Source organism: Rhizobium sophorae (assembly GCF_013087515.1).
GTDB lineage: Bacteria > Pseudomonadota > Alphaproteobacteria > Rhizobiales > Rhizobiaceae > Rhizobium > Rhizobium sophorae.
This window is the reverse complement of sequence record NZ_JABFCN010000016.1, coordinates 114992-137357: the sequence shown is the minus strand read 5'-3', so window position 1 is coordinate 137357 and position 22366 is coordinate 114992. Positions and strand designations below refer to the sequence as shown.

Here is a 22366-nt window from a genome sequence, read left to right as displayed (position 1 = left end):
GCTTGCAGGACTCTTATTGCGCGTAACGGCGCAGTACGAGCGATGCATTCGTGCCGCCGAATCCGAATGAGTTGGACAGCGCCACGTTGATGTCTCGTTCACGTGCCTTGTGCGGAACAAGATCGATCGCCGTTTCCCGTTCGGGATTGTCGAGATTGAGCGTCGGCGGCGCGATATTGTCGCGAATGGCGAGCGTGGTGAAGATCGCCTCGATGGCGCCTGCAGCGCCGAGAAGGTGTCCTGTCGCCGACTTGGTCGAGGACATGGAGATCTTCGACGCCGCATTGCCGACGAGCCGCTCGACGGCGCCGAGTTCGATCGTGTCGGCCATGGTCGAGGTACCGTGGGCATTGATGTAGTCGATGTCGGCGGGCGTCAGCCCGGCGCGCTTCAGCGCCATCGCCATGCAGCGGCCGGCGCCCTCGCCGTCTTCGGAGGGCGCGGTGATGTGAAAGGCATCGCCCGACAGGCCGTAGCCGACGATTTCGGCATAGATCGTGGCGCCGCGCGCCTTGGCGTGTTCCAGTTCCTCGAGCACGACGATGCCGGCGCCCTCGCCCATGACGAAGCCGTCGCGGTCGCGGTCATAAGGGCGTGACGCCTTCTGCGGATCGTCGTTGTGCTGGGTCGACAGCGCCTTGCAGGCGGCAAAGCCTGCAAGCGAAATGCGGCTGACAGGGGATTCCGTGCCGCCGGCGACCATGACGTCGGCATCACCCAGCGCAATCAGCCGCGCCGCATCGCCGATCGCATGCGCGCCCGTCGAGCAGGCGGTGACGACCGAATGATTGGGTCCGCGCAGCTTGTGGCGGATCGAGACCTGGCCGGAGACGAGGTTGATCAGGCGGCCGGGAATGAAGAAGGGGGAGATGCGGCGCGGGCCCTTGTCGCGCAGGGTGTAACCCGCCTCGACGATGCCTTCGATGCCGCCGATGCCGGAGCCGATCAGCACGCCGGTGGCGATCTGGTCCTCATCGGTTTCAGGATGCCAGCCGGCATCGGCAAGCGCCATGTCGGCGGCGGCCATGCCGTAGATGATGAAGGGATCGACCTTGCGCTGCTCCTTCGGCTCCATCCACTGATCGACATTGAAGGTGCCGTCGGTGCCGTCACCGATAGGAATACGGCAGGCGATCTTGGCGGGAAGGTCGTCGACCTCGAATTCGGTGACGAGGCGGGCGCCGTTCTGACCGGCAAGCAGCCGGGACCACGTCACCTCGGTTCCGCATCCCAAGGGTGATACCATGCCGGTACCGGTGATGACGACACGTCTCATCGCGTGCTTTCCCCCGTCTCTTATGTTCTATGGAGAAATATGCCGAAAAGAAAAGGGCGGACTCCAGGCCCGCCCTTTCTCAAATTCACAGGATTAGGCCTGGGCCTTCTCAATAAACTTCACTGCATCGCCGACCGTCAGGATCGAGTCGGCAGCGTCGTCAGGAATTTCAACGCCGAATTCTTCTTCGAAAGCCATGACAAGTTCGACCGTGTCGAGCGAGTCAGCGCCCAGATCGTCGATAAAGCTGGCGCTCTCGACGACCTTGTCGGCGTCGACGCCAAGATGATCAATAACAATTTTCTTTACGCGTTCTGCGATATCGCTCATGTCGGTTTCCTCGACCTTATGTCCTGATCGGAATGCCATCACGGCACCCCTACCCTGTTTCAGCCTGCGATGTTTTCAGACATCCTCGGCAAACTCGTTTACCCGGCTTCAGAGATGTCCCAGGCTTGCAAAAAGCCCGGCGGTCCGTCTGCTTTCTCGGGACGACTGTTCACAGTCATGGCCCGCTTAACATGCTTTATGTCTGCCGCAAAGCCAGAAAATCAACGGTTCGTGATTGCTCAACATGCTATAGGCGGAATTATTCACACGCCAACAGTTTGTCGTTTCAGATCATCGCCATGCCGCCGTTTACGTGCAGCGTCTGGCCCGTCATATAAGCAGCCTCGGAGGACGCAAGGTAAGCGACCGCCGAAGCCACCTCGCCGCCCGTGCCCATGCGCTTCATCGGGATCGCCCCCATGATCGCTTCCTTCTGCTTGTCGTTCAGCTTGCCGGTCATGGCGCTCTCGATGAAGCCGGGTGCCACGCAATTGACCGTCACGTTGCGAGTGGCGATCTCCTGCGCCAGGGACTTGGTGAAGCCGATCATGCCGGCCTTGGAGGCGCAGTAATTGGTCTGGCCCGGATTGCCGGTGACGCCGACGACGGAGGTAATGTTGATGATGCGGCCATAGCGGCGACGCATCATCGGATGCGTCAATTCGCGCGTCAGGCGGAAGGTCGCCGTCAGGTTCACTTCGAGGACGCTGTCCCAGTCCTCGTCGCTCATGCGCACGAACAGGCCGTCGCGGGTGATGCCGGCATTGTTGACGAGGATGTCGACGCCTTCGAGTTCGGCTTCGGCTTTCTGGCCGAGCGCCTTGACCTCATCGCGGTCGGAGAGGTTCGCCGGGAAGATCTTGACACGCTCGCCGAGATCGGCAGCCAGCGCTTCCAGCTTCTCGACGCGGGTACCGTGCAGGCCGACGACGGCCCCCTGCTTATGAAGAAGGCGGGCGATTTCCTCGCCGATACCGCCCGATGCGCCGGTGACGAGAGCCTTACGGCCGGAAAGATCGAGCATGAAAACGTTCCTTATATCTGGAGATACCAATCAGGCCATGAGGGCGGCAACAGTCGCGTCGATATCCGCCGGACCGTTGACGGAGATGCCGTTGATCGTCTTGTCGATGCGGCGGGCAAGGCCGGTCAGCACCTTGCCGGAACCGAGTTCATAAAGCGTCGTGACGCCATTTCCGGCAAACCATTCCACCGTCTCGCGCCAGCGAACCTGACCGGTCACCTGCTCGACCAGCAGGCTGGCGATCTCGTCGGCGCCGGTCACCGGGGCGGCACGGACATTGGCGATGACGGGCACGACGGGATCGGACTTGGCGACCTTTGCCAGCGCTTCGCGCATGGCATCAGCGGCCGGCGCCATCAGCGTCGAATGGAACGGAGCAGAGACCGGCAGCAGAATGGCGCGCTTGGCGCCCTTGTCGGTCGCAAGGGCGGCCGCCTTTTCGACGGCTGCCTTCTCGCCCGAGATGACGATCTGGCCGCCGCCATTGTCGTTGGCGATCTGGCAGGCGCCGACGGCGGCCGCTGCCTCGCAGACGGCAACGACGTCGGCGTGTTCGAGGCCGATGATCGCGGCCATGGCGCCGACGCCGACGGGGACGGCGGCCTGCATGGCATTGCCGCGGATGCGCAACAGCCGCGCGGTGTCGGCGAGCGAAAAGGTGCCGGCGGCGCAAAGTGCAGAATATTCGCCGAGCGAGTGGCCGGCGACGTAGGCGACCTTGGACTTCAGATCCAGCCCTTTGGCTTCGAGAACGCGGACGACGGCGATGGAGACGGCCATCAGCGCCGGCTGGGCGTTCGCCGTCAAGGTCAACGTATCCTCGGGACCGTTGAACATGACGTCCGATAGCTTTTCACCAAGCGCCTCATCTACCTCTTGGAAAACGGCGCGGGCTTCGGCAAAATTCTCGGCGAGATCCTTGCCCATGCCGACGGCCTGGCTGCCCTGACCGGGAAAAGTGAAAGCAATGGTCATTCTCATGTCCCTGGCTGATGCCCTGATTGCGCCCCTTAAGGCTGTTTTGCCTCCAATTGACATTCTTTCCGGCAGAGTCAAGTGGCGGCTCATTCTCCGCAAAGCCTTTCGCGCGCGTGCAAAAGCCCGGTTTTTGTTCTTGCGCTCCGCCAAATCCAACTTAGATTTGCGCGGACCTTCCCAAGGCTTTCACCTCTCTCCCAAGGTTTTTCCATGAAGTACAATTCATTAGGCCGCACCGAGATTTCCGTTTCAGAGATTTGCCTTGGCACCATGACCTGGGGCTCGCAGAACAGCGAAGCCGATGCCCATGCGCAGATGGATTACGCCGTCGAAAAGGGCGTCAATTTCTTCGATACGGCCGAACTTTATCCGACGACCCCGGTTTCGGCCGCGACACAGGGCTGGACGGAAGACTATATCGGCAGCTGGTTTGAGAAGACCGGCAAGCGCGGCGATATCGTGCTCGCCACCAAGGTCGCCGGCCGCGGCCGCGATTATCTGCGCGGCGGCGAAGGCGCCGATGCAAAGAATATCCGCCTGGCGGTCGAGGCCAGCCTGACGCGGCTGAAGACGGACTATGTCGACCTCTACCAGATCCACTGGCCGAACCGCGGCCATTTCCATTTCCGCCAGAACTGGAGCTACAATCCGTTCACCCAGGATCGCGACAAGGCCGTCGCCAATATGCTCGACATCCTGGAAACGCTCGGTGCGCTGGTGAAGGAAGGCAAGATCCGCGCGATCGGCCTTTCCAACGAAACCACCTGGGGCATACAGAAATATCTGACGCTCTCCGAACAGAAGAGCCTGCCGCGGGTCGCCAGCGTCCAGAACGAATACAACCTGCTCTACCGCCATTTCGACCTCGATCTCGCCGAACTCTCGCATCATGAGGATGTCGGGCTGCTCGCCTATTCGCCGCTCGCCGGCGGCATCCTGACTGGCAAATATGTCGACGGCGGCAGGCCGAAAGGTTCGCGCGGTTCGATCAACCACGATATCGGCGGCCGCCTGCAGCCGCTGCAAGAGCCGGCGACCAAAGCCTATTTGGAGATCGCCGCAACATATGGCCTCGACCCGGCAGCCATGGCGCTCGCCTTCTGCCTGTCACGTCCCTTCATGGCCTCGGTCATCATCGGCGCGACCTCGATGGAGCAGTTGAAAATCGATATCGGCGCGGCCGACATTGCGCTTTCGAACGAGCTCCTGGCGGAAATCGCCAAGGTGCACCGGCAGTATCCGCTGACACTTTGATCATATTTGTTTGGCGCCGGCCCGATGCCGACCATTGGCCTGCATCGGGTTCGGGTGTCCGATTGCGCTTGCCTTTGCCCAAAAAATCCGTATAAGCCGCCCTGTTCGTTAACCCGGTCTTCTGGCTGGTGGCTGAACGGAGGGCCGGTTTCCTCACGGAAATCGTTCGGAACGGAAGCGTTCCAGCCTCCCGTGTCTCCGCTCTCGACCGTCTCGGAAACGCTTTCTTGCCTGGGCCCGCCCAATCAGGAGCAGTCGTTGAGGCTTAGCCGCCGAATATCGGGTTGAACCAAACGCAAGAAAGGCAAAGCTGTCATGGCTCTTTATGAACATGTATTCCTTGCCCGGCAGGATATTTCCGCTCAGCAGGTCGATGCCCTCGTAGAACAGTACAAGGGTGTGATCGAAGCGAATGGCGGTAAGGTCGGGCGTATCGAGAACTGGGGCCTCAAGTCCCTCACCTACCGCATCAAGAAGAACCGCAAGGCGCACTACGCCCTGATGGACATCGATGCACCGGCTGCTGCCGTCCAGGAAATGGAACGTCAGATGCGCATCAGCGAAGACGTTCTTCGCTACATGACCATTGCCGTCGAGAAGCATGAAGAAGGTCCGTCTGCCATGATGCAGAAGCGCGACCGTGACGACCGTCCGCGCGAAGGCGGCCGTGGCCCGCGTGAAGGCGGCTTCGGCGATCGTGACCGCGGCCCGCGTCCGCCGCGTGAAGGTGGCTTCGGCGACCGCGACGACCGTCCGCGCCGTCCGCGCGAAGACCGTGTATAAGGGAGATCTGAGATATGTCTGAAACTTCCTCCGCTCAGGTCCGCCGCCCGTTCCATCGCCGCCGCAAGACCTGCCCGTTCTCCGGCGCCAACGCGCCGCGGATCGACTACAAGGACGTACGCCTGCTGCAGCGCTACATTTCCGAGCGCGGCAAGATCGTTCCGTCCCGCATCACGGCCGTTTCCCAGAAGAAGCAGCGCGAACTCGCCCAGGCGATCAAGCGCGCCCGTTTCCTCGGCCTGCTGCCCTACGTCGTCGCCTGATCATCGGCCGACGCACTCACCCTTGAGGGAAGGCACTCGTGCCTTCCCTTCTCCCTTCCGCGATGGGCGCGGATCGGAACTCTTAAAACCCATGTTGAGACGTTTCTGAATTCGATTCAGCAACATCCTCTAACTGCTTGATGAAGCAGGACAGCGACCTTGAAACGACCGAACATTAAAACGCTGCTGATCGGCGCACTCGCCGGATTGACCGCCGCCCTGCTGGTGCTGGGCGCGAGCATGCAGCCGTCGTTTTTCAGCGCGCTTCTCTACACGGCCTCGGCTCTGCCGATCCTGATCGTCGGGCTCGGCTGGGGCAATACCGCCGCGGTCTCGGCCGTCGTCAGCGCCGCAGCACTCGGCGCGATCTTGATCTCGCCTTCCTTCGCGCTGATCATGACGATGGTGACGCTGCTGCCGGCCGGTTGGCTCAGCCATCTCGCCAATCTGGCGCGTCCGGCCGCCGAACTCGGCGGACCCGACCATCTGCTTGCCTGGTACCCGCTCTCCGATATCCTGCTGCATCTCTGCGGTCTGGTGACGCTCGCCGTCATCGTCATCGGTGTGATCATCGGCTACGGGCCTGAGATCACCGATCCGATCGTCGATCTGCTGATCACCTCGCTCAAGCAGCAGCAGCCGGAATTCATGCCCGATCCGGCAGCGACCGCGCAGACCAAGTCGCTGATCCTGCTGATGCTGCCGGCTTTGCAGGGCGGCATGTGGGTCAGCATGCTGTTTGCCGCCTATTATTTTGCCGTGCGCATCGTTTCAGCCTCCGGCCGCGGCCTTCGTCCGCGCGAAGATATTCCCTCGTCGCTGCGCATGAACCGCAACTCGATCTTCATCTTCCTGGCCGGACTTGCCGCCTGCTTTTTCGGCGGCGTTCCGGCGCTGGTCGGCGCGACCGTGATCGGCGCCTTCGGTGCCGGTTTCATGCTTTCCGGTTTCGCCTCGCTGCATTTCCGCACGCGCGGCAAGGACTGGCGCATACCAGCCCTCATCCTTTGCTATCTGGCCTCGATGCTCATGCTGCTGCCAGCTCTCCTCATCCTCGTCCTCGGTCTCAGCGATACGCGCAAGGCGATCGCACTGACCCCGACGAAAGATGCTGATGCCCCCAAACAATCCGATACGAAAATCTGAGACACAAGAAAGGAAGAAGAAAATGGAAGTCATCCTTCTCGAACGCATCTCCAAGCTCGGCCAGATGGGCGAAACCGTAAAGGTTCGCGACGGCTTTGCCCGCAACTACCTGCTGCCGCTCGGCAAGGCGCTGCGCGCCAACGCCGCCAACAAGACCCGCTTCGAAGCCGAGCGCGCGACGCTCGAAGCCCGCAACCTCGAGCGCAAGTCGGAAGCCCAGAAGGTCGCCGACGTTCTCGACGGCAAGTCCTTCATCGTCGTGCGCTCCGCCGGCGAAACCGGCCAGCTCTATGGTTCGGTTGCTGCCCGTGACGTCGTCGAGATTCTCGGCGCCGAAGGCTTCAACATCGGCCGCAACCAGGTTCACCTCAACACGCCGATCAAGTCGATCGGCCTGCACAAGGTCGAGCTGCAGCTGCATGCCGAAGTCGAAATCCACGTCGAGCTGAACGTTGCCCGTTCGGCCGAAGAGGCAGAGCGCCAGTCTAAGGGCGAAGAACTCACCTCGGTCGACGCGATCTACGGCGTCGACGAAGACGCGTTGCGTCCGGAAGACTTCTTCGATCCGGAAGCCGACGGCGTCGACGAAGACGAAGCATAATTCTCGTCGGAGCGATCCGCTTGAGGGAAAGCCCGGCCACCGCGCCGGGCTTTTTCGTTTCCACTCCTTCGATATGAGCCGCTGATCGGTTCACTTTTTTTAAGGGGATCTTCCGGATGTTTTTGCTGCGTGTGTTATCGCATCGCGCTAAAATAACATTCTCCGAAACGGATGGGCTGAGTCGGCGCCATACCGTGTCGTGCGGGTGACACTGCCAGTATTTCTCCTTTGTGTCGCCCAAGACTGTGGAGAAGTCGAACAACGTGCACAGCGTTCAGGATTTAGGCGAAGCGAGCTCCCGCTCCTTTCGTAGCCTCTTGATTTTCGCGTCCGGAATTGCAAATCCGGAGCTGGAAAAAGACAGAACGGATGATGATGAACGACGCCGCTCGAAAGATTACAGCTGTTGCCCCGTCGGAGCAGCATTATCGCGAAGCACCCAACAATATCGAAGCCGAGCAGGCGCTTCTGGGTGCGATCCTGATGAACAACGACGCCTATTACCGGGTGTCGGACTTCCTGAAGCCGATCCATCTTTATGAGCCGCTGCATCGAAAGATCTTCGAGGTTGCCGGCGATATCATCCGCATGGGCAAGATCGCCAATCCGGTGACGATCAAGACCTTCCTGAAGGCCGACGAGAAGGTCGGCGACATGACGGTTTCGCAATATCTGGCGAGCCTGGTCAGCAATGCCGTCACCGTCATCAATGCCGAGGATTACGGCCGGGCGATCTACGACCTGGCGCTGCGCCGGGCGCTGATCACCATCGGCGAGGACGTCGTCAACATCGCCTATGACGCGCCGCTCGACATGCCGCCGCAGTCGCAGATCGAGGATACCGAACGCCGCCTCTTCGAACTGGCGGAAAACGGCCGCTACGACGGCGGCTTCCAAGCCTTCAACGATGCGGTTGCATTGGCGATCGACATGGCGGCCGTCGCCAAGGAGCGCGACGGCGGGCTTTCCGGCATTTCCACCGGCATCCATTCGCTCGATTCCAAGATGGGCGGCCTGCAGCGGTCGGACTTGATCGTGCTTGCCGGACGCCCCGGCATGGGCAAAACCTCGCTTGCCACCAACATCGCCTACAATATCGCCGCCGCCTACGAAGGCGAAGTCCAGTCGGACGGCAGCATGAAGGCGAAGAACGGCGGCGTCGTCGGCTTCTATTCGCTCGAAATGTCGTCGGAACAGCTCGCCACCCGTATCATCTCCGAGCAGACCGAAGTCTCCTCCTCGAAGATCCGCCGCGGTGACATCAACGATGCCGATTTCGAAAAGCTCGTTGCCTGCTCGATGATGATGCAGAAGGTGCCGCTTTATATCGACCAGACCGGTGGTATCTCGATTGCCCAGCTTTCGGCCCGCGCGCGCCGTCTGAAGCGCCAGCGCGGCCTCGACGTGCTTGTGGTCGACTACATTCAGCTGATGACCGGCTCGGGCAAATCCAGCGACAACCGCGTGCAGGAAATCACCCAGATCACCACCGGCCTGAAGGCGCTCGGCAAGGAGCTCAACGTTCCGATCATCGCGCTGTCGCAGCTTTCGCGTCAGGTCGAAAGCCGCGACGACAAGCGGCCGCAGCTGTCCGACCTTCGCGAATCCGGCTCGATCGAGCAGGACGCCGACGTCGTGCTCTTCGTATTCCGCGAGGAATATTACGTCAAGAATTCGGAGCCGCGCGACATCCACGATCCCAAATATCCGGAATGGGAAGCGCTGTTCGACAAGGTGAAGGGCACGGCCGACGTCATCATCGCCAAGCAGCGCCACGGGCCGACGGGCACGGTGAAGCTCGCCTTCCAGTCGGAATTCACGCGCTTTGCCGATCTCGCCGATCCCTCCTTCACCCAATATGAAGAGCACTGATCGCGCGGATGCTGCGTGCAGCGCCGGGCTTTCCCTTGACATAGTTGACCTTTAAACTGGCCGGAGAATCCTTCTCCGGCCTCTTTTCGATGCGGATCATGAGCGAATTTTTCGACGCCCCCAAAGATGACAATTTTGCCTCGGCAGGCCTGCGGCTGACTGTCGACCTGACCGCCCTGACCGAGAACTGGCGCGACATGGCGCGCCGCTCCGGTGCGGCGCGCACTTCTGCGGTCGTCAAGGCGGATGCCTATGGCATGGGCATCGAGGATGCCGGCGAAGCGCTCTATATGGCAGGCGCACGCGACTTCTTCGTCGCGACCGTCGACGAGGGCGTAACGCTTCGCCTCTATGCACCCGAGGCGCGCATCTTCGTGCTTTCCGGCATCTGGCCGGGCACCGAGCGGCGCTTCTTCGACAATGATCTGGTGCCGGTGATTTCCTCCGACGAACAGCTCGCCTTCTGGATGGCGGTGCTTGCCGACTACGGCGACTACCCCTGCGCGCTGCATGTCGATACCGGCTTCAATCGGCTCGGACTGCATATCGACGATGCGATCGCGCTCGCCGACGACGTCTCGCGGCCGGCGAGCTTCGCGCCCGTGCTTGTCATGAGCCACCTCGCCTGCGCCGACGATCCCACCCATGCGATGAATCGGCAGCAGCTCGAATCATTCCACAGGGTTAGCGCCGCTTATGAAGGCATCGATTCAAGCCTTGCCGCCTCAGCCGGCATCTTTCTCGGCGAGGATTATCACTTCGACCTGACCCGCCCCGGCATCGCGCTCTATGGCGGCGAAGCGGTCTGCGGCATGGCGAACCAGATGCGGCCGGTAGCGACGGCGGAAGCGCGTATCATCCAGGTGCGCAGCGTCGAAGCCGGCGAGACTGTCAGCTATGGGCGAGCGCTGCAGCTTCGCCGTGAAAGCCGGCTGGCGATCGCCTCTGCCGGTTATGCCGACGGCTACATGCGCAGCCAGTCGAGCGGCGGCGTGCCGCTGCGCCAGGTGGTGCCGCAAGGCGGGCAAGGCTTCATCGCTGGACGCACGGTTCCAGTTGCCGGCCGGATCACCATGGACCTGACCATCTTCGATATCACCGACCTGCCTGACAATGCTGTGCGCGCCGGGGATTATGTCGAGCTGTTCGGAAAGAACCTGCCGGTGGATGATGTGGCGCGGGCATCCGGCACGATCGGATACGAGATTCTCACCAGCATGGGGCTGCGCCACGAGCGGCGCTACCTGGCCGAGGAATAGCCGCCTTCCTATTCAGCGGCTGCTGAGGGCGAGACGCACACCGAGCGCCACGAAAAGCGCACCGAGGCCGCGATCGAGCCAGAGTCCGACTTTTTGATTATGCCGGATCGCATCCGCAAGGCGCCCGCCGAGAAGGACGAGCGGCGGTTCGATGAAGGCGGCGACGACGATGATAAGCCCGCCATGCAGCATGAGCTGCGCCCATGCCGGCCCTGCCCCTTCGACGACGAATTGCGGCAGGAAGGCCAGGAAGAATATCGCCACTTTCGGATTGAGCAGCGACACCAGAATTCCCTGCCGGTAGATTCTTGCAACCGGCAAACTTTCACCGGCAGCCCTTATCAGGCCATCGCCGCCACCGGAGCGCAAAGCCTGAATGCCGAGCCAGACGAGGTAGGCGGCACCAATCCATTTGACGGTGGAGAAGGCGACGGCGGAAGCGGCAAGTATGGCGGAGAGACCGAGTGCGGCCATCAGCACATGCAGGCAGGCGCCGGACCAGACGCCGAACAGCGCGGAAAAACCGGCGCGTTTTCCGCTTCTCATCGTGTGGCCGAGGATGAAGGCGATGTCGGGGCCGGGCGAGAGATTGAGCAGAACCGCCGCCGACAGAAATGCAAGCCAGTGCGCAAATGAATAATCGAACATCTTCCACCGTTCCGGATAAGCAGCGGCCAAGGATAGGCACGGGTGCGCTGATGGGGAAATCATTAGTTTTGATCCGTCGCGATAGCCATTATCTCAAGCACGACAATGATTCGGTGAAGCGGCGCGTCGCTTCACTCGGGAACCCCGACTGAAAGAGTAATTGATGGCGAAGGCCAGGACACAATTCATCTGCCAGAGTTGCGGCACGGTTCATAACCGCTGGGCCGGCAAATGCGAGAACTGCGGCGAGTGGAACACCATCGTCGAGGAAGATCCGATGGGCGGGATCGGCTCCGGTCCCGGTAAGACGCCGAAGAAGGGCCGACCGGTGGCGCTGACGGCACTCTCCGGCGAGATCGAGGAGGCGCCGCGCATCCATACCGCAATTTCGGAGCTCGACCGAGCGCTCGGCGGCGGTTTCGTACGCGGTTCGGCGGTGCTGATCGGCGGCGATCCCGGCATCGGCAAATCGACGCTGCTGATGCAGGCAGCAGCCGCCCTTGCGCGGCGCGGCCACAAGATCATCTACGTCTCCGGCGAAGAAGCCGTGGCGCAGGTCCGGCTGCGGGCGCAACGCCTTGCGGCGGCCGATACCGACGTGATGCTGGCTGCCGAAACCAATGTCGAAGATATTCTTGCGACGCTCGCCGAGGGCAAGCGGCCAGACCTCGTCATTATCGATTCCATCCAGACGCTGTGGAGCGAACTTGCCGAATCCGCGCCGGGGACGGTGACGCAGGTGCGCACCGGGGTGCAGGCAATGATCCGTTTCGCCAAGCAGACGGGGGCCGCCATGGTGCTCGTCGGCCACGTGACCAAGGACGGACAGATTGCCGGGCCGCGCGTCGTCGAGCACATGGTCGATGCCGTGCTCTATTTCGAAGGCGACCGCGGCCATCACTACCGCATCCTGCGCACAGTCAAGAACCGCTTCGGCCCGACCGACGAGATCGGCGTCTTCGAAATGTCCGACAGGGGCTTGCGCGAAGTCGCCAATCCTTCCGAGCTGTTCCTTGGTGAGCGCAACGAAAAATCGCCGGGTGCTGCTGTCTTTGCGGGGATGGAGGGTACCCGCCCCATTCTCGTCGAGGTGCAGGCGCTGGTGGCCCCAACCTCGCTCGGCACGCCGCGGCGCGCCGTGGTCGGCTGGGATTCAGCACGGCTCTCTATGATCCTGGCGGTGCTGGAAGCCCATTGCGGCGTCCGGCTCGGCCAGCACGACGTCTATCTCAACGTCGCCGGCGGTTACCGCATCTCCGAGCCAGCGGCTGATCTTGCCGTCGCCTCGGCGCTCGTTTCCTCGCTTGCCGGTATTGCCCTTCCTGCCGATTGCGTCTATTTCGGCGAAGTCAGCCTGTCGGGCGCCATCCGACCGGTTGCGCACACCGCCCAGCGCCTCAAGGAAGCCGAGAAGCTGGGTTTTTCCGCAGCGCTGCTTCCGTCCGCCTCCGCCGAATTGCCGAAGGGCTCCGGTGGGCGCTGGAGCGAAGTCGCAAGCCTGCCGGATCTGGTCGCGCGCATCGCCGGGTCGAAGGGAGCGCTGCGTGTGGAAGACGAGGTTTGATCCTTTCATTGCCGGGAATGGTGATGATATAGGAGGCACACGATAAGGCACGACACGGCCGCCAAGCGGCAGTCCTGGAGTTGAATTTACATGCCCATTACGATTTTCGACGGTATTGTCATCGGCGTCGTGCTCTTCTCCGCCGTGCTGGCGATGGTCCGCGGCTTTTCACGCGAGATTCTTTCGATCGCGAGCTGGGGCGGTTCGGCAGCCGCTGCCTATTATCTCTATCCGTACCTGCTGCCCTATGCGAAGAAATATACCGATGACGACCGTATCGCGATCGTCGGTTCGGCAGCGGTCGTCTTCCTGATCGCGCTCATCGTCATTTCCTTCATCACGATGAAGATCGCGGATTTCATCATCGACAGCCGTGTCGGCGCGCTCGACCGCACGCTCGGCTTCCTGTTCGGGGCAGCGCGCGGCGTGCTGCTCCTGGTCGTCGCAGTCGCCTTCTGGAACTGGCTCGTCGATGTCGACCACCGTCCGGCCTGGGTCAACGAAGCAAAGTCGAAACCTTTCCTGGATTCGATGGTCGTGAAGCTGAAATCGGTTCTGCCAGAGCAATTTGCCCAGATGATACCGGAAAGCATCCGTGATAAGCTGCAGCCGCCGGCACAGGGCGCCGAAGGTACCACTCCGCCGACGGGCGACCAGGCTCCGGCGGAAGACGCACCGACCGCGCCTGCAGACGGCGCACAGCAGCCGGCGAATTGACACAGTGTTCAAGAGCTTGACCCGCCATCCGGCAATCGCCATTTGAGCGGGACGTGAAATGAGGGTCCGGCCGGGCATTCCAGCTCCGCCGGGCTCAGCTATTTCTGGAAATGCCGATCCATTCTTGTGAGAGCAGAGGCCCGCAGAAATGAACCAGTCCCATTCCTTCCCGACCGACGATCCGCTCGACGGAGATACGCTGCATGAAGAATGCGGGGTTTTCGGAATTCTGGGACATCCCGATGCCGCCGCGCTCACGGCTCTTGGCCTGCATGCTCTGCAGCACCGTGGACAGGAAGCGGCCGGCATCGTCTCCTTCGACGGCAAGCGCTTCTATCAGGAGCGCCACATGGGCCTTGTCGGAGACCACTATACCAATCCGATGACGCTGGCCCGCCTGCCCGGCAGCATTACGATCGGTCATACCCGCTACTCGACAACCGGCGAAGTGGCCATGCGCAACGTGCAGCCGCTCTTTGCCGAACTGGAAGAAGGCGGCATCGCCATTGCCCATAACGGCAATTTCACCAACGGCCTGACGCTGCGCCGCCAGATCATCGCGACCGGCGCCATCTGTCAGTCGACCTCCGATACCGAAGTCGTCCTCCACCTCATCGCCCGTTCCCGCCACGCTTCCACGTCCGACCGCTTCATCGATGCCATTCGACAGATGGAAGGCGGCTATTCAATGCTCGCCATGACGCGCACCAAGTTGATTGCCGCGCGCGACCCGACCGGCATCCGCCCGTTGGTGATGGGCGAGCTCGACGGCAAGCCGATCTTCTGCTCGGAGACCTGTGCGCTCGACATTATCGGTGCCAAGTTCATCCGCGACGTCGAGAACGGCGAAGTCGTCATCTGCGAAATCCAGCCTGACGGTTCGATCAGCATCGATGCGCGCAAGCCCAGCAAGCCGCAGCCCGAGCGCCTCTGCCTGTTCGAATATGTCTATTTCGCCCGCCCGGACTCGGTCGTCGGCGGCCGCAACGTCTATACGACGCGCAAGAGCATGGGCATGAACCTCGCCAAGGAATCGCCCGTCGATGCCGACGTGATCGTGCCGGTGCCGGATGGCGGCACACCTGCGGCGCTCGGCTATGCGCAGCAGAGTGGCATCCCCTTCGAATACGGCATCATTCGTAACCATTATGTCGGGCGCACCTTCATCGAGCCGACGCAGCAGATTCGCGCCTTCGGTGTGAAGCTGAAGCATTCCGCCAACCGGGCAATGATCGAAGGCAAGCGCGTGGTGCTGGTCGATGATTCCATCGTGCGTGGCACAACGTCTCTCAAGATCGTCCAGATGATCCGTGAAGCCGGGGCGCGCGAAGTCCATGTCCGCGTCGCAAGCCCGATGATCTTCTTCCCGGATTTTTACGGCATCGACACGCCTGACGCAGACAAGCTGCTGGCAAACCAATATGCCGATGTCGAAGCCATGGCCAAATATATCGGTGCGGATTCGCTCGCCTTCCTGTCGATCGACGGCCTCTATCGCGCCGTTGGCGGTGAGGATCGCAATCCGGTCCGGCCGCAGTTCACCGACCATTATTTCACCGGCGACTATCCGACCCGCCTGCTCGACAAGAACGGCGAGTCCATGGGCAACAAGATTTCCATGCTTGCCAGCAACGGCTGACACGGCGCGCCGGTTTTTCCATTGTCCATTCCGAGGGGTGCATCGCACCCCTCTCCCTTCGTGAGGGAACACAACATTATGAATATCAATCTTGAGGGCAAGATCGCACTCGTCACCGGTGCGTCGCGCGGTATCGGCTATTTCACGGCGCTGGAACTTGCCAAAGCCGGCGCCCATGTGATTGCCTGCGCACGCACGGTCGGCGGGCTTGAGGACCTGGACGATGCGATCAAGGCTGTCGGCGGCACGGCGACGCTCGTGCCCTTCGACCTTGCCGACATGAATGCGATCGATGCGCTCGGCGGCTCAATCTTCGAGCGCTGGGGCAAGCTCGACATCCTCGTCGCCAATGCCGGCGTGCTCGGCGTCATTTCGCCGATCGGTCATATCGAAGCGAAGGTGTTCGAGAAGGTGATGACCATCAACGTCACCGCGACATGGCGGCTGATCCGCTCGGTCGACCCGCTGCTTGCCCGCTCCGATGCCGGCCGTGCGGTGATCCTGTCTTCGGGTGCCGCTCACAAGTGCCGCCCCTTCTGGGGCGCCTATTCCGCTTCCAAGGCCGCGGTCGAAGCGCTGGCACGCACATGGGCCGGCGAAAGTCAAAGCACCCCGCTGCGGGTCACCAGCGTCGATCCGGGGGCGACACGCACGGCGATGCGGGCACAGGCGGTGCCGGGCGAAGATCCACAGTCACTGCCGCACCCGTCCGAGGTCGCAAAGGCGATCCTGCCGTTGCTCGGGCCTGGTGTGACGGAGACGGGCAAGCTGTTCATCGTCCGGGAGAACAAGCTCGTCGATTACCGGCTGCCCGAATAGGCCGGCGTTTCAGATAGGCCGGACGTTTCAATTCGCTGCAACGGCGGGGAACAGATGCGCCAGGGCCGTTTCCGACGGGCATAGTGCATTGAGGTCAACCGGTCCCTGGATGCCGTCCAAGGCGCCGTTATCGGCAAATTGCCAGATCGACCAACGACTGCACTCTTCCTGCCTCGGCTCTCTGAACACGCTGCGCAGCCACAGATAGTGGTCGGGGAAGCGTGATTCATTGCCTTTCATATATTGATCAAAGAACTCCTTCGTGACGTAGAAAATAGGCTTTTCCGGAAAAGTGCCCTTCAGCTCGGTGAAGAAGGCGTTCACCTCGGCAACCATTTCCTCGAGCGTCGGGACTTTGCTGCAATTGCCGACAAACTCCAGGTCGACGGCGATCGGCAGAGTTCCCTGCTCCTTCGGCACGGTCGCCAGGACATTCTGCGCCTGATCCTTACCCGGACGGCAGAAGGTGAAGAAGTGATAAGCGCCCCGGACCATTCCCGCATCTCCGGCGCGCTGCCAGTTGTCTGCGAACTTGGAATCCCGATGGTCTCCGCCTTCGGTCGCCTTCATGAAGGCGAAACGGACATTCGGCTGCGCGGCAACAACCTTCCAATCGATATCGCCCTGGTGATGGCTGACATCGATGCCTTGGATCGGATAGTTGCTTAGAGAGGGATTGTTGAAGCGAAGCATCCCGAAATCGTATGCGAAATATGCAGCGAATGCGACCGCCAGAACTGCAGTCGCTCCGATCGTTCCCCAGACTAAGCTTCTCACTCATTCCCCCTATTTTCAGCAGTCTGCCAATTGGCTATTCGCGATTTGCGCCGTGAAAATGGCGGACGAGCTCCAGCGTGCGCACCGCTCGGAGCGTGAACCAGGGCTATGCCCAGTTCGAGCGGCATGGGCTTTTACGCGATTCTTTCCATCCGGCACCGTTCGAGCAACGGGTAGCTGTCGAGGAATGGTTTCAGGCGCGATACCATCGTTTCGAAATCATCGCCATATATGTAAAGCGCCGTGTCCTGTGGACCTTGCCAATTACTTGCGACCAAACCAACGTCTTCAAGAAGCCGTCCGAATTCATCCACCACGTGATTGATATCGCAAGTTTCGTAGACCGAGGCCGGTAAATCGGTTCCGTTGACATAGATCGCCAGACCATGCTGGCGCCCGAAATCGATCCCCTGCTGACCTGGGATGTGCAGAGTCGATCCGATTGGCGCAAGCATGGATTCCAAGACGTTGATGAGCAGGGTCAATCGTGCATCTGTGGGATTGTCGACTTCCATTTCGATGTCGCATTCTTTGATCTCGCCGCTCGGTTGCTGCAGCGTTCCACCCCCAACCACCCTCATGCCATGCCCGCGTTGCTCCATATAGGCGTCCAGAGCATCCTCCAGCGGCGCCCTATCCATGGGTTGAAGGCGAGCATTCAGTGTGACGACAACAATCGTCTTCTTTTTGGATTTTCCAAATAGACCCAACATTCTCCGCCCTCCTAGATGATAGCTTCGCTTCGTATTCGAAATTTCCTGAAACGAACAGACATCACCTCATTCCTCCGGAAGTTGTTAGGTGTCCGACTGCCGCCAGAACAAACAGCAGACCCTTGACCTTTTTTCCGGCGCAAGCCATAACCTTCGCCATGAAAACGGTTATCTGCATTATCTGCCGGAAGATTATTCGCTAGCGCGAGCGCTGGCCCGGCCGTTTTCGTCTCCCAAATAGTCAAGATGCGAAACGCCCCGGTCCGCCGGTCGCGATATTTTTCTGATCGTGCATTTGGGAGAGTGAAATGGACGCGACGCCGGAACTGAAGCTGTACAACACGCTGACACGGGAAAAATCGGTCTTTTCGCCGATCGATCCCGACAATGTCCGCATGTATGTCTGCGGCCCGACCGTCTATGACTTCGCTCATATCGGCAATGCCCGGCCAGCCATCGTCTTCGACGTGCTGTTCCGGCTGCTGCGCCATATCTATGGCGCAGATCACGTCACCTATGCCCGCAACATCACCGACGTCGACGACAAGATCAATGCGCGGGCGCTGAGAGATCATCCGGGCCTGCCGCTGAACGATGCGATCCGCGCGGTCACCGAAAAGACCGAGACGCAGTTTCACGCCGATGTCGCCGAACTAGGCTGCCTGGAGCCGAGCTTCGAGCCGCGCGCCACCGACAATATTGAAGAGATGACCGAAATCATCGAAAAGCTGATCGGCAACGGCCATGCCTATGTCGCATCAGGCGAAGTGCTGTTCGACACCAAATCCATGGCGGATTACGGTCAGCTTTCGAAGCGCCCGCTCGACGAGCAGCAAGCCGGCGCCCGCATCGCTGTCGACGCGCACAAGAAGAACCCGGGTGATTTCGTGCTCTGGAAGCTGTCGAGCCATAACGAGCCCGGCTGGGAGAGCCCCTGGGGCCGCGGCCGGCCCGGCTGGCACATCGAATGCTCGGCGATGAGCAAGCGCTATCTCGGCGATGTCTTCGACATTCATGGCGGTGGGCTGGACCTGATCTTTCCGCATCATGAAAACGAGATCGCCCAGTCGCGTTGCGCTCACGGGACCGAGGTGATGGCAAATGTCTGGATGCATAACGGCTTCCTGCAGGTCGAAGGCCGCAAGATGTCGAAATCCGAGGGCAATTTCGTCACCATCTACGACCTTCTGCACACCGAAGTCTTCGGCGGCCGCATGTGGCCGGGCGAAGTGCTGCGTCTTGCCATGCTGATGACGCACTACCGCGAGCCGATCGACTTCTCGATCAAGCGTCTCGAAGAGGCGGAGCGGCTGCTTGCCAAGTGGCCGGCGGCCGAGGCTGGCGACGCGACGCCCGACGAAACCGTGCTGAACGCGCTGGCTGATGATCTCAACACGGTCGCTGCGGTGCAGGCGCTGCATGCGCTGGCGCAGGCTGCCCATGCGGATCCCACAGTCCGTGCCGTCTTTGCCGCAACGGCCGACCTTCTGGGCCTGCTGCCGAAAAAGATGGAGATCGACGAGGCCGTCGCATCGGCAATCGATGCGCTGGTCGCGATGCGTCTCGAAATGCTGAAGGCGAAGAACTTCACTGAGGCCGACAAAATCCGCGACGAGCTGACGGCGAAGGGTATCCAGTTGAAGGACGGCAAGGATGCGGTGACCGGCGAGCGCGTGACGACGTGGGAGGTCAAGCGGTAGGATGGGTTCGGCGGCGAGACATACCCCCCTCTGCCCTGCCGGGCATCTCCCCCACAAGGGGGGAGATTGGCTGGGAGCGCCCGCTCGCCCGGATCAAAGATCACAAGTGGCCGAAGCCGCTTGGCACACGATCAAGATTTGGCGAGGCCGCCGCGTCTTGCCGATCTCCCCCCTTGTGGGGGAGATGCCCGGCAGCGCAGAGGGGGGTGTAGCCCCAACGTTTCAGAGCGGAAGGCAGGACATGTCGCACGCACCAGTTCCGCCGCTACGGCGGGCAAACGCCCGGCGCATGCGCAAAACCATGACCGATGCCGAACTGAAACTCTGGAACGAGCTTCGTGCTCATCGTTTGATGGGTCTCGGCTTCCGCCGACAGATGCCTATCGCCGGTTACATCGTCGATTTCGTTTGCCCCGCCCATCGCCTTGTTGTCGAAATAGACGGTTCGCAGCACGCGCTTGGTGCGAACGTCTCCTATGACGACATCAGGAGTCGACGTCTCCAGGTAGACGGCTGGACTATCCTGCGCTTCTGGAACGAGGACATCCTTCGCGATATTGACAACGTGTGCAGCCATATCATCCGAACGATCGGAAAGGACCTGCCATGACAAAGACTTACACCGGCGGCTGCCAATGCGGGGCGATCCGGTTCCGAGCGCGAGGGACGCCATCGGATTCGTCGATCTGTCATTGCCGCATGTGCCAGAAGGCGTTCGGCGCCTACTATGCGCCGCTGGTTTCCGTGCGCGGGATGGAATTCGAATGGACACGGGGCCAGCGCAAGAAATTCCGCTCTTCCAATTTCGTCGAGCGCGGCTTCTGCGGCGATTGCGGCACGCCGCTGACCTATGAGGCACCGGATGGAATGGCGATTGCCGCGGGCGCATTCGACGATCCTTCGGCGTTTCCGCCGACCATTCAATGGGGTGTGGAAGGCAAGATCGGATTCGTCGATCATCTGCACGAACTGCCTGGAGAAAGAACCGAGGCGGATCTGACGGCGGGCTCTTTCCTGCACGAACTCGTTTCCTACCAGCATCCCGATCATGAGACGCAGGCATGGCCACCCAAGGAGCTCGGATGACGGCGGAAGCGGACAGAAGCGGCGGGTGCCAGTGCGGGGCAGTGCGTTACCGCGCCAAAGGCGAACTCAGCTATCCCCATCTTTGCCATTGCCGCATGTGCCAGAAGGCGGCGGGCAATTATTTCATGCCGCTTGCCGGCGTGAGGCGCAGCGATTTTACCCTGACGCGCGGCGCGCCGAAATGGTTCCAATCCTCGGATCTGGTGCGACGCGGTTTCTGCGGCGATTGCGGCACGCCGCTATTCTACGACATTCCGGGCGAAGACTTCATCAACCTCACACTCGGCTCGTTGGACGATCCCGATGCGGTCAAGCCGGTGATGCAATCAAACACCGGCCGTAAGATGTCCTGGTTTCATGCGCTGGACGGCCTGCCGCTGGAACCAGAGCCTGAAACGCCCGACCGCGAGACCGCGATCGCGGCAAGCAACCATCAGCACCCCGACCACGACACGAAAAGCTGGCCCCTCGGAGAGACCTCATGACTGACACGATCAAGACAGGCGGATGCCAGTGCGGCGCCGTGCGCTTCCGCATCTCAGGCAAGTTGGGGCGCCCCTCGATCTGCCATTGCCGCATGTGCCAGAAGCAGTTCGGCGGCTTCTTCTCCGCGCTCGTCACCGCGCCTGAGGAAGGCATGGAATGGACGCGCGGCGAGCCGAGCTACTTCCAATCCTCGGTCAATATCGAGCGCGGCTTCTGCAGCAATTGCGGCACGCCGATGACCTATCGTCATCCGGGCGGGCTGGAGCTTGCGATCGGCACCTTCGACGATCGCAGCGACCTCGCACCGCAGATCCAGGTCAATTACGAGGCTCGCCTCCCCTGGGTCGAGGAAATCTTCAAGGCGCCGGCACTGAAGGATCAGGATTTCTACGCACGGCAGGAAGCGATCATCTCCTTCCAGCATCCCGACCACGACACCGAAGTGTGGCCCGCAAAAGGCGTGAAGATATGACCGAGATACTACGCACGCTCTATCCCGAAATCGAGCCCTATGCCTCCGGCCATCTCGATGTCGGCGACGGCCATGTGATCTATTGGGAGCGCTCGGGCATGCCCGGCGCCAAGCCCGCCGTCTTCCTGCATGGCGGTCCGGGCGGCGGCATCTCGCCCGCCCATCGCCGGCTCTTCGACCCTGCTCTCTACGACGTCATGCTGTTCGACCAGCGCGGTTGCGGCAGGTCGACGCCGCATGCGGAACTCCATGCCAACACGACCTGGCACCTCGTCGCCGATATCGAGCGGCTGCGCGAGATGGCCGGCGTCGACAGCTGGCAGGTGTTCGGTGGTTCCTGGGGCTCGACGCTGGCGCTCGCCTATGCCGAGACACATCCGGAGCACGTCTCCGAGCTCATCCTGCGCGGCATCTATACGCTGACCAAGGCGGAGCTCGACTGGTACTACCAATTCGGCGTCTCGGAAATGTTCCCTGACAAGTGGGAGCGGTTCATCGCTCCCATTCCGGCGGAAGAGCGGCATGAGATGATGCATGCCTATCATCGTCGCCTGACGCATGAGGACAAGATCGTGCGCCTCGCGGCCGCACAGGCCTGGAGCATCTGGGAAGGCGAAACGATTACGCTGCTGCCGGAACCTTCGACGAGCGGCAAGTTCGAGGAGCCGGAATTCGCCTATGCATTTGCGCGCATCGAAAACCACTTCTTCGTCCATGCCGGCTGGATGGACGAGGGACAGTTGATCCGCGATGCCGGCAGGCTCAAGGACATTCCCGGTGTCATCGTGCATGGACGCTACGATATGCCTTGCCCGGCCAAATATGCCTGGCTGCTGCACAAGGCCTGGCCGAAGGCAGAGTTCCACCTGATCGAGGGGGCGGGCCATGCCTATTCGGAGCCGGGGATTCTCGATCAGTTGATCCGGGCCACGGATAAGTTTGCCGGGAAGCAAGACTGA

At 61.2% G+C, this 22366-nt stretch carries 24 protein-coding genes; 17 read left to right on the top strand and 7 right to left on the bottom strand.

From position 1 onward, the window contains the following. Positions 1-13: 13 nt before the first annotated feature. The 4 genes from fabF to fabD form a co-directional block, all read right to left on the bottom strand. Positions 14-1276 (bottom strand): beta-ketoacyl-ACP synthase II, encoded by a 1263-nt coding sequence (gene fabF, locus G9X64_RS10140; protein ID WP_168309797.1) that lies wholly within the window; start codon positions 1274-1276, stop codon positions 14-16. A 93-nt stretch (positions 1277-1369) separates the two neighbouring features. After that, positions 1370-1606, bottom strand: coding sequence for an acyl carrier protein (locus G9X64_RS10135; RefSeq protein WP_003547058.1), 237 nt, complete (start codon positions 1604-1606; stop codon positions 1370-1372). 286 nt (positions 1607-1892) lie between these two features. Further along, the gene (fabG, locus tag G9X64_RS10130) at positions 1893-2630 is read right to left on the bottom strand and encodes a 3-oxoacyl-[acyl-carrier-protein] reductase (RefSeq protein WP_168309796.1); all 738 of its coding nucleotides are present in this window, start codon (positions 2628-2630) and stop codon (positions 1893-1895) included. A gap of 30 nt (positions 2631-2660) precedes the next feature. Beyond that, entirely contained in the window at positions 2661-3605 is a 945-nt protein-coding gene (gene fabD, locus G9X64_RS10125; protein WP_168309795.1) for an ACP S-malonyltransferase, read from the bottom strand. 213 nt (positions 3606-3818) lie between these two features. Between fabD and G9X64_RS10120 the strand changes: the two genes are divergently transcribed. From G9X64_RS10120 to alr, 7 genes are all read left to right on the top strand, one after another. Next, complete coding sequence (locus G9X64_RS10120) at positions 3819-4862, top strand: aldo/keto reductase (RefSeq protein WP_168309794.1); 1044 nt, start codon at positions 3819-3821, stop codon at positions 4860-4862. 315 nt (positions 4863-5177) lie between these two features. Beyond that, entirely contained in the window at positions 5178-5645 is a 468-nt protein-coding gene (rpsF, locus tag G9X64_RS10115; RefSeq protein ID WP_003547040.1) for a 30S ribosomal protein S6, read from the top strand. A 14-nt stretch (positions 5646-5659) separates the two neighbouring features. Next, positions 5660-5908 carry a 30S ribosomal protein S18 gene (gene rpsR, locus G9X64_RS10110; RefSeq protein ID WP_168309793.1) on the top strand — a complete coding sequence of 83 codons (249 nt, stop codon included), beginning with the start codon at positions 5660-5662 and terminating at the stop codon, positions 5906-5908. A 159-nt stretch (positions 5909-6067) separates the two neighbouring features. Beyond that, entirely contained in the window at positions 6068-7054 is a 987-nt protein-coding gene (locus G9X64_RS10105; protein WP_168309792.1) for a DUF2232 domain-containing protein, read from the top strand. Positions 7055-7076: 22 nt separating this feature from the next. Further along, positions 7077-7655: a 50S ribosomal protein L9 gene (gene rplI / locus G9X64_RS10100; RefSeq protein ID WP_168309791.1), complete on the top strand. Its 579-nt coding sequence runs from the start codon at positions 7077-7079 to the stop codon at positions 7653-7655. 375 nt (positions 7656-8030) lie between these two features. After that, positions 8031-9527: a replicative DNA helicase gene (locus G9X64_RS10095; protein ID WP_026188341.1), complete on the top strand. Its 1497-nt coding sequence runs from the start codon at positions 8031-8033 to the stop codon at positions 9525-9527. Positions 9528-9616: 89 nt separating this feature from the next. Continuing rightward, positions 9617-10786 (top strand): alanine racemase, encoded by a 1170-nt coding sequence (alr, locus tag G9X64_RS10090; protein ID WP_171376509.1) that lies wholly within the window; start codon positions 9617-9619, stop codon positions 10784-10786. Between the two features lie 12 nt (positions 10787-10798). Here the strand turns inward: alr and G9X64_RS10085 are convergent, their stop codons facing one another. Continuing rightward, entirely contained in the window at positions 10799-11434 is a 636-nt protein-coding gene (locus G9X64_RS10085; protein ID WP_168309789.1) for a LysE family translocator, read from the bottom strand. A gap of 163 nt (positions 11435-11597) precedes the next feature. On the opposite strand from G9X64_RS10085, the gene radA reads away from it, so the two are divergent. From radA to G9X64_RS10065, 4 genes are all read left to right on the top strand, one after another. After that, positions 11598-12998, top strand: coding sequence for a DNA repair protein RadA (radA, locus tag G9X64_RS10080; protein WP_168309788.1), 1401 nt, complete (start codon positions 11598-11600; stop codon positions 12996-12998). A gap of 90 nt (positions 12999-13088) precedes the next feature. After that, the gene (locus G9X64_RS10075; RefSeq protein ID WP_003547015.1) at positions 13089-13715 is read left to right on the top strand and encodes a CvpA family protein; all 627 of its coding nucleotides are present in this window, start codon (positions 13089-13091) and stop codon (positions 13713-13715) included. A 148-nt stretch (positions 13716-13863) separates the two neighbouring features. Further along, positions 13864-15354, top strand: coding sequence for an amidophosphoribosyltransferase (gene purF / locus G9X64_RS10070; RefSeq protein ID WP_003547013.1), 1491 nt, complete (start codon positions 13864-13866; stop codon positions 15352-15354). Positions 15355-15432: 78 nt separating this feature from the next. After that, positions 15433-16173, top strand: a complete 741-nt coding sequence (locus G9X64_RS10065) for an SDR family NAD(P)-dependent oxidoreductase (protein ID WP_017993518.1) — start codon at positions 15433-15435, stop codon at positions 16171-16173. 27 nt (positions 16174-16200) lie between these two features. Here the strand turns inward: G9X64_RS10065 and G9X64_RS10060 are convergent, their stop codons facing one another. Beyond that, positions 16201-16950 carry a glycoside hydrolase family 25 protein gene (locus tag G9X64_RS10060; RefSeq protein ID WP_168309787.1) on the bottom strand — a complete coding sequence of 250 codons (750 nt, stop codon included), beginning with the start codon at positions 16948-16950 and terminating at the stop codon, positions 16201-16203. A 134-nt stretch (positions 16951-17084) separates the two neighbouring features. Then, positions 17085-17663 (bottom strand): hypothetical protein, encoded by a 579-nt coding sequence (locus tag G9X64_RS10055; RefSeq protein WP_168309786.1) that lies wholly within the window; start codon positions 17661-17663, stop codon positions 17085-17087. Between the two features lie 308 nt (positions 17664-17971). Here G9X64_RS10055 and cysS point away from each other — a divergent pair, with 308 nt between their 5' ends. The 6 genes from cysS to pip all read left to right on the top strand — a co-directional run bounded on the left by cysS (position 17972) and on the right by pip (position 22366). Beyond that, positions 17972-19363 carry a cysteine--tRNA ligase gene (gene cysS / locus G9X64_RS10050; RefSeq protein WP_168309785.1) on the top strand — a complete coding sequence of 464 codons (1392 nt, stop codon included), beginning with the start codon at positions 17972-17974 and terminating at the stop codon, positions 19361-19363. A gap of 241 nt (positions 19364-19604) precedes the next feature. Further along, complete coding sequence (locus tag G9X64_RS10045) at positions 19605-19973, top strand: endonuclease domain-containing protein (protein ID WP_168309784.1); 369 nt, start codon at positions 19605-19607, stop codon at positions 19971-19973. After that, on the top strand, positions 19970-20449 hold the full coding sequence (locus tag G9X64_RS10040; RefSeq protein ID WP_168309783.1) for a GFA family protein: 480 nt from the start codon (positions 19970-19972) through the stop codon (positions 20447-20449). Before G9X64_RS10045 ends, G9X64_RS10040 begins: the two co-directional genes overlap by 4 nt. After that, positions 20446-20934 carry a GFA family protein gene (locus G9X64_RS10035; RefSeq protein ID WP_168309782.1) on the top strand — a complete coding sequence of 163 codons (489 nt, stop codon included), beginning with the start codon at positions 20446-20448 and terminating at the stop codon, positions 20932-20934. Before G9X64_RS10040 ends, G9X64_RS10035 begins: the two co-directional genes overlap by 4 nt. Further along, positions 20931-21407 (top strand): GFA family protein, encoded by a 477-nt coding sequence (locus G9X64_RS10030; RefSeq protein ID WP_168309781.1) that lies wholly within the window; start codon positions 20931-20933, stop codon positions 21405-21407. Before G9X64_RS10035 ends, G9X64_RS10030 begins: the two co-directional genes overlap by 4 nt. Then, entirely contained in the window at positions 21404-22366 is a 963-nt protein-coding gene (gene pip, locus G9X64_RS10025) for a prolyl aminopeptidase (RefSeq protein WP_168309780.1), read from the top strand. Before G9X64_RS10030 ends, pip begins: the two co-directional genes overlap by 4 nt.

Excerpts from the sequence above, each read along its gene's own strand:
- fabF (WP_168309797.1), bottom strand. The coding sequence starts at position 1,276 with ATGAGACGTGTCGTCATCACCGGTACCGGCATGGTATCACCCTTGGGA.
- G9X64_RS10135 (WP_003547058.1), bottom strand. The coding sequence starts at position 1,606 with ATGAGCGATATCGCAGAACGCGTAAAGAAAATTGTTATTGATCATCTT.
- fabG (WP_168309796.1), bottom strand. The coding sequence starts at position 2,630 with ATGCTCGATCTTTCCGGCCGTAAGGCTCTCGTCACCGGCGCATCGGGC.
- fabD (WP_168309795.1), bottom strand. The coding sequence starts at position 3,605 with ATGACCATTGCTTTCACTTTTCCCGGTCAGGGCAGCCAGGCCGTCGGC.
- G9X64_RS10120 (WP_168309794.1), top strand. The coding sequence starts at position 3,819 with ATGAAGTACAATTCATTAGGCCGCACCGAGATTTCCGTTTCAGAGATT.
- rpsF (WP_003547040.1), top strand. The coding sequence starts at position 5,178 with ATGGCTCTTTATGAACATGTATTCCTTGCCCGGCAGGATATTTCCGCT.
- rpsR (WP_168309793.1), top strand. The coding sequence starts at position 5,660 with ATGTCTGAAACTTCCTCCGCTCAGGTCCGCCGCCCGTTCCATCGCCGC.
- rplI (WP_168309791.1), top strand. The coding sequence starts at position 7,077 with ATGGAAGTCATCCTTCTCGAACGCATCTCCAAGCTCGGCCAGATGGGC.
- G9X64_RS10095 (WP_026188341.1), top strand. The coding sequence starts at position 8,031 with ATGAACGACGCCGCTCGAAAGATTACAGCTGTTGCCCCGTCGGAGCAG.
- alr (WP_171376509.1), top strand. The coding sequence starts at position 9,617 with ATGCGGATCATGAGCGAATTTTTCGACGCCCCCAAAGATGACAATTTT.
- G9X64_RS10085 (WP_168309789.1), bottom strand. The coding sequence starts at position 11,434 with ATGTTCGATTATTCATTTGCGCACTGGCTTGCATTTCTGTCGGCGGCG.
- radA (WP_168309788.1), top strand. The coding sequence starts at position 11,598 with ATGGCGAAGGCCAGGACACAATTCATCTGCCAGAGTTGCGGCACGGTT.
- G9X64_RS10075 (WP_003547015.1), top strand. The coding sequence starts at position 13,089 with ATGCCCATTACGATTTTCGACGGTATTGTCATCGGCGTCGTGCTCTTC.
- purF (WP_003547013.1), top strand. The coding sequence starts at position 13,864 with ATGAACCAGTCCCATTCCTTCCCGACCGACGATCCGCTCGACGGAGAT.
- G9X64_RS10065 (WP_017993518.1), top strand. The coding sequence starts at position 15,433 with ATGAATATCAATCTTGAGGGCAAGATCGCACTCGTCACCGGTGCGTCG.
- G9X64_RS10055 (WP_168309786.1), bottom strand. The coding sequence starts at position 17,663 with ATGTTGGGTCTATTTGGAAAATCCAAAAAGAAGACGATTGTTGTCGTC.
- cysS (WP_168309785.1), top strand. The coding sequence starts at position 17,972 with ATGGACGCGACGCCGGAACTGAAGCTGTACAACACGCTGACACGGGAA.
- G9X64_RS10045 (WP_168309784.1), top strand. The coding sequence starts at position 19,605 with ATGTCGCACGCACCAGTTCCGCCGCTACGGCGGGCAAACGCCCGGCGC.
- G9X64_RS10040 (WP_168309783.1), top strand. The coding sequence starts at position 19,970 with ATGACAAAGACTTACACCGGCGGCTGCCAATGCGGGGCGATCCGGTTC.
- G9X64_RS10035 (WP_168309782.1), top strand. The coding sequence starts at position 20,446 with ATGACGGCGGAAGCGGACAGAAGCGGCGGGTGCCAGTGCGGGGCAGTG.
- G9X64_RS10030 (WP_168309781.1), top strand. The coding sequence starts at position 20,931 with ATGACTGACACGATCAAGACAGGCGGATGCCAGTGCGGCGCCGTGCGC.
- pip (WP_168309780.1), top strand. The coding sequence starts at position 21,404 with ATGACCGAGATACTACGCACGCTCTATCCCGAAATCGAGCCCTATGCC.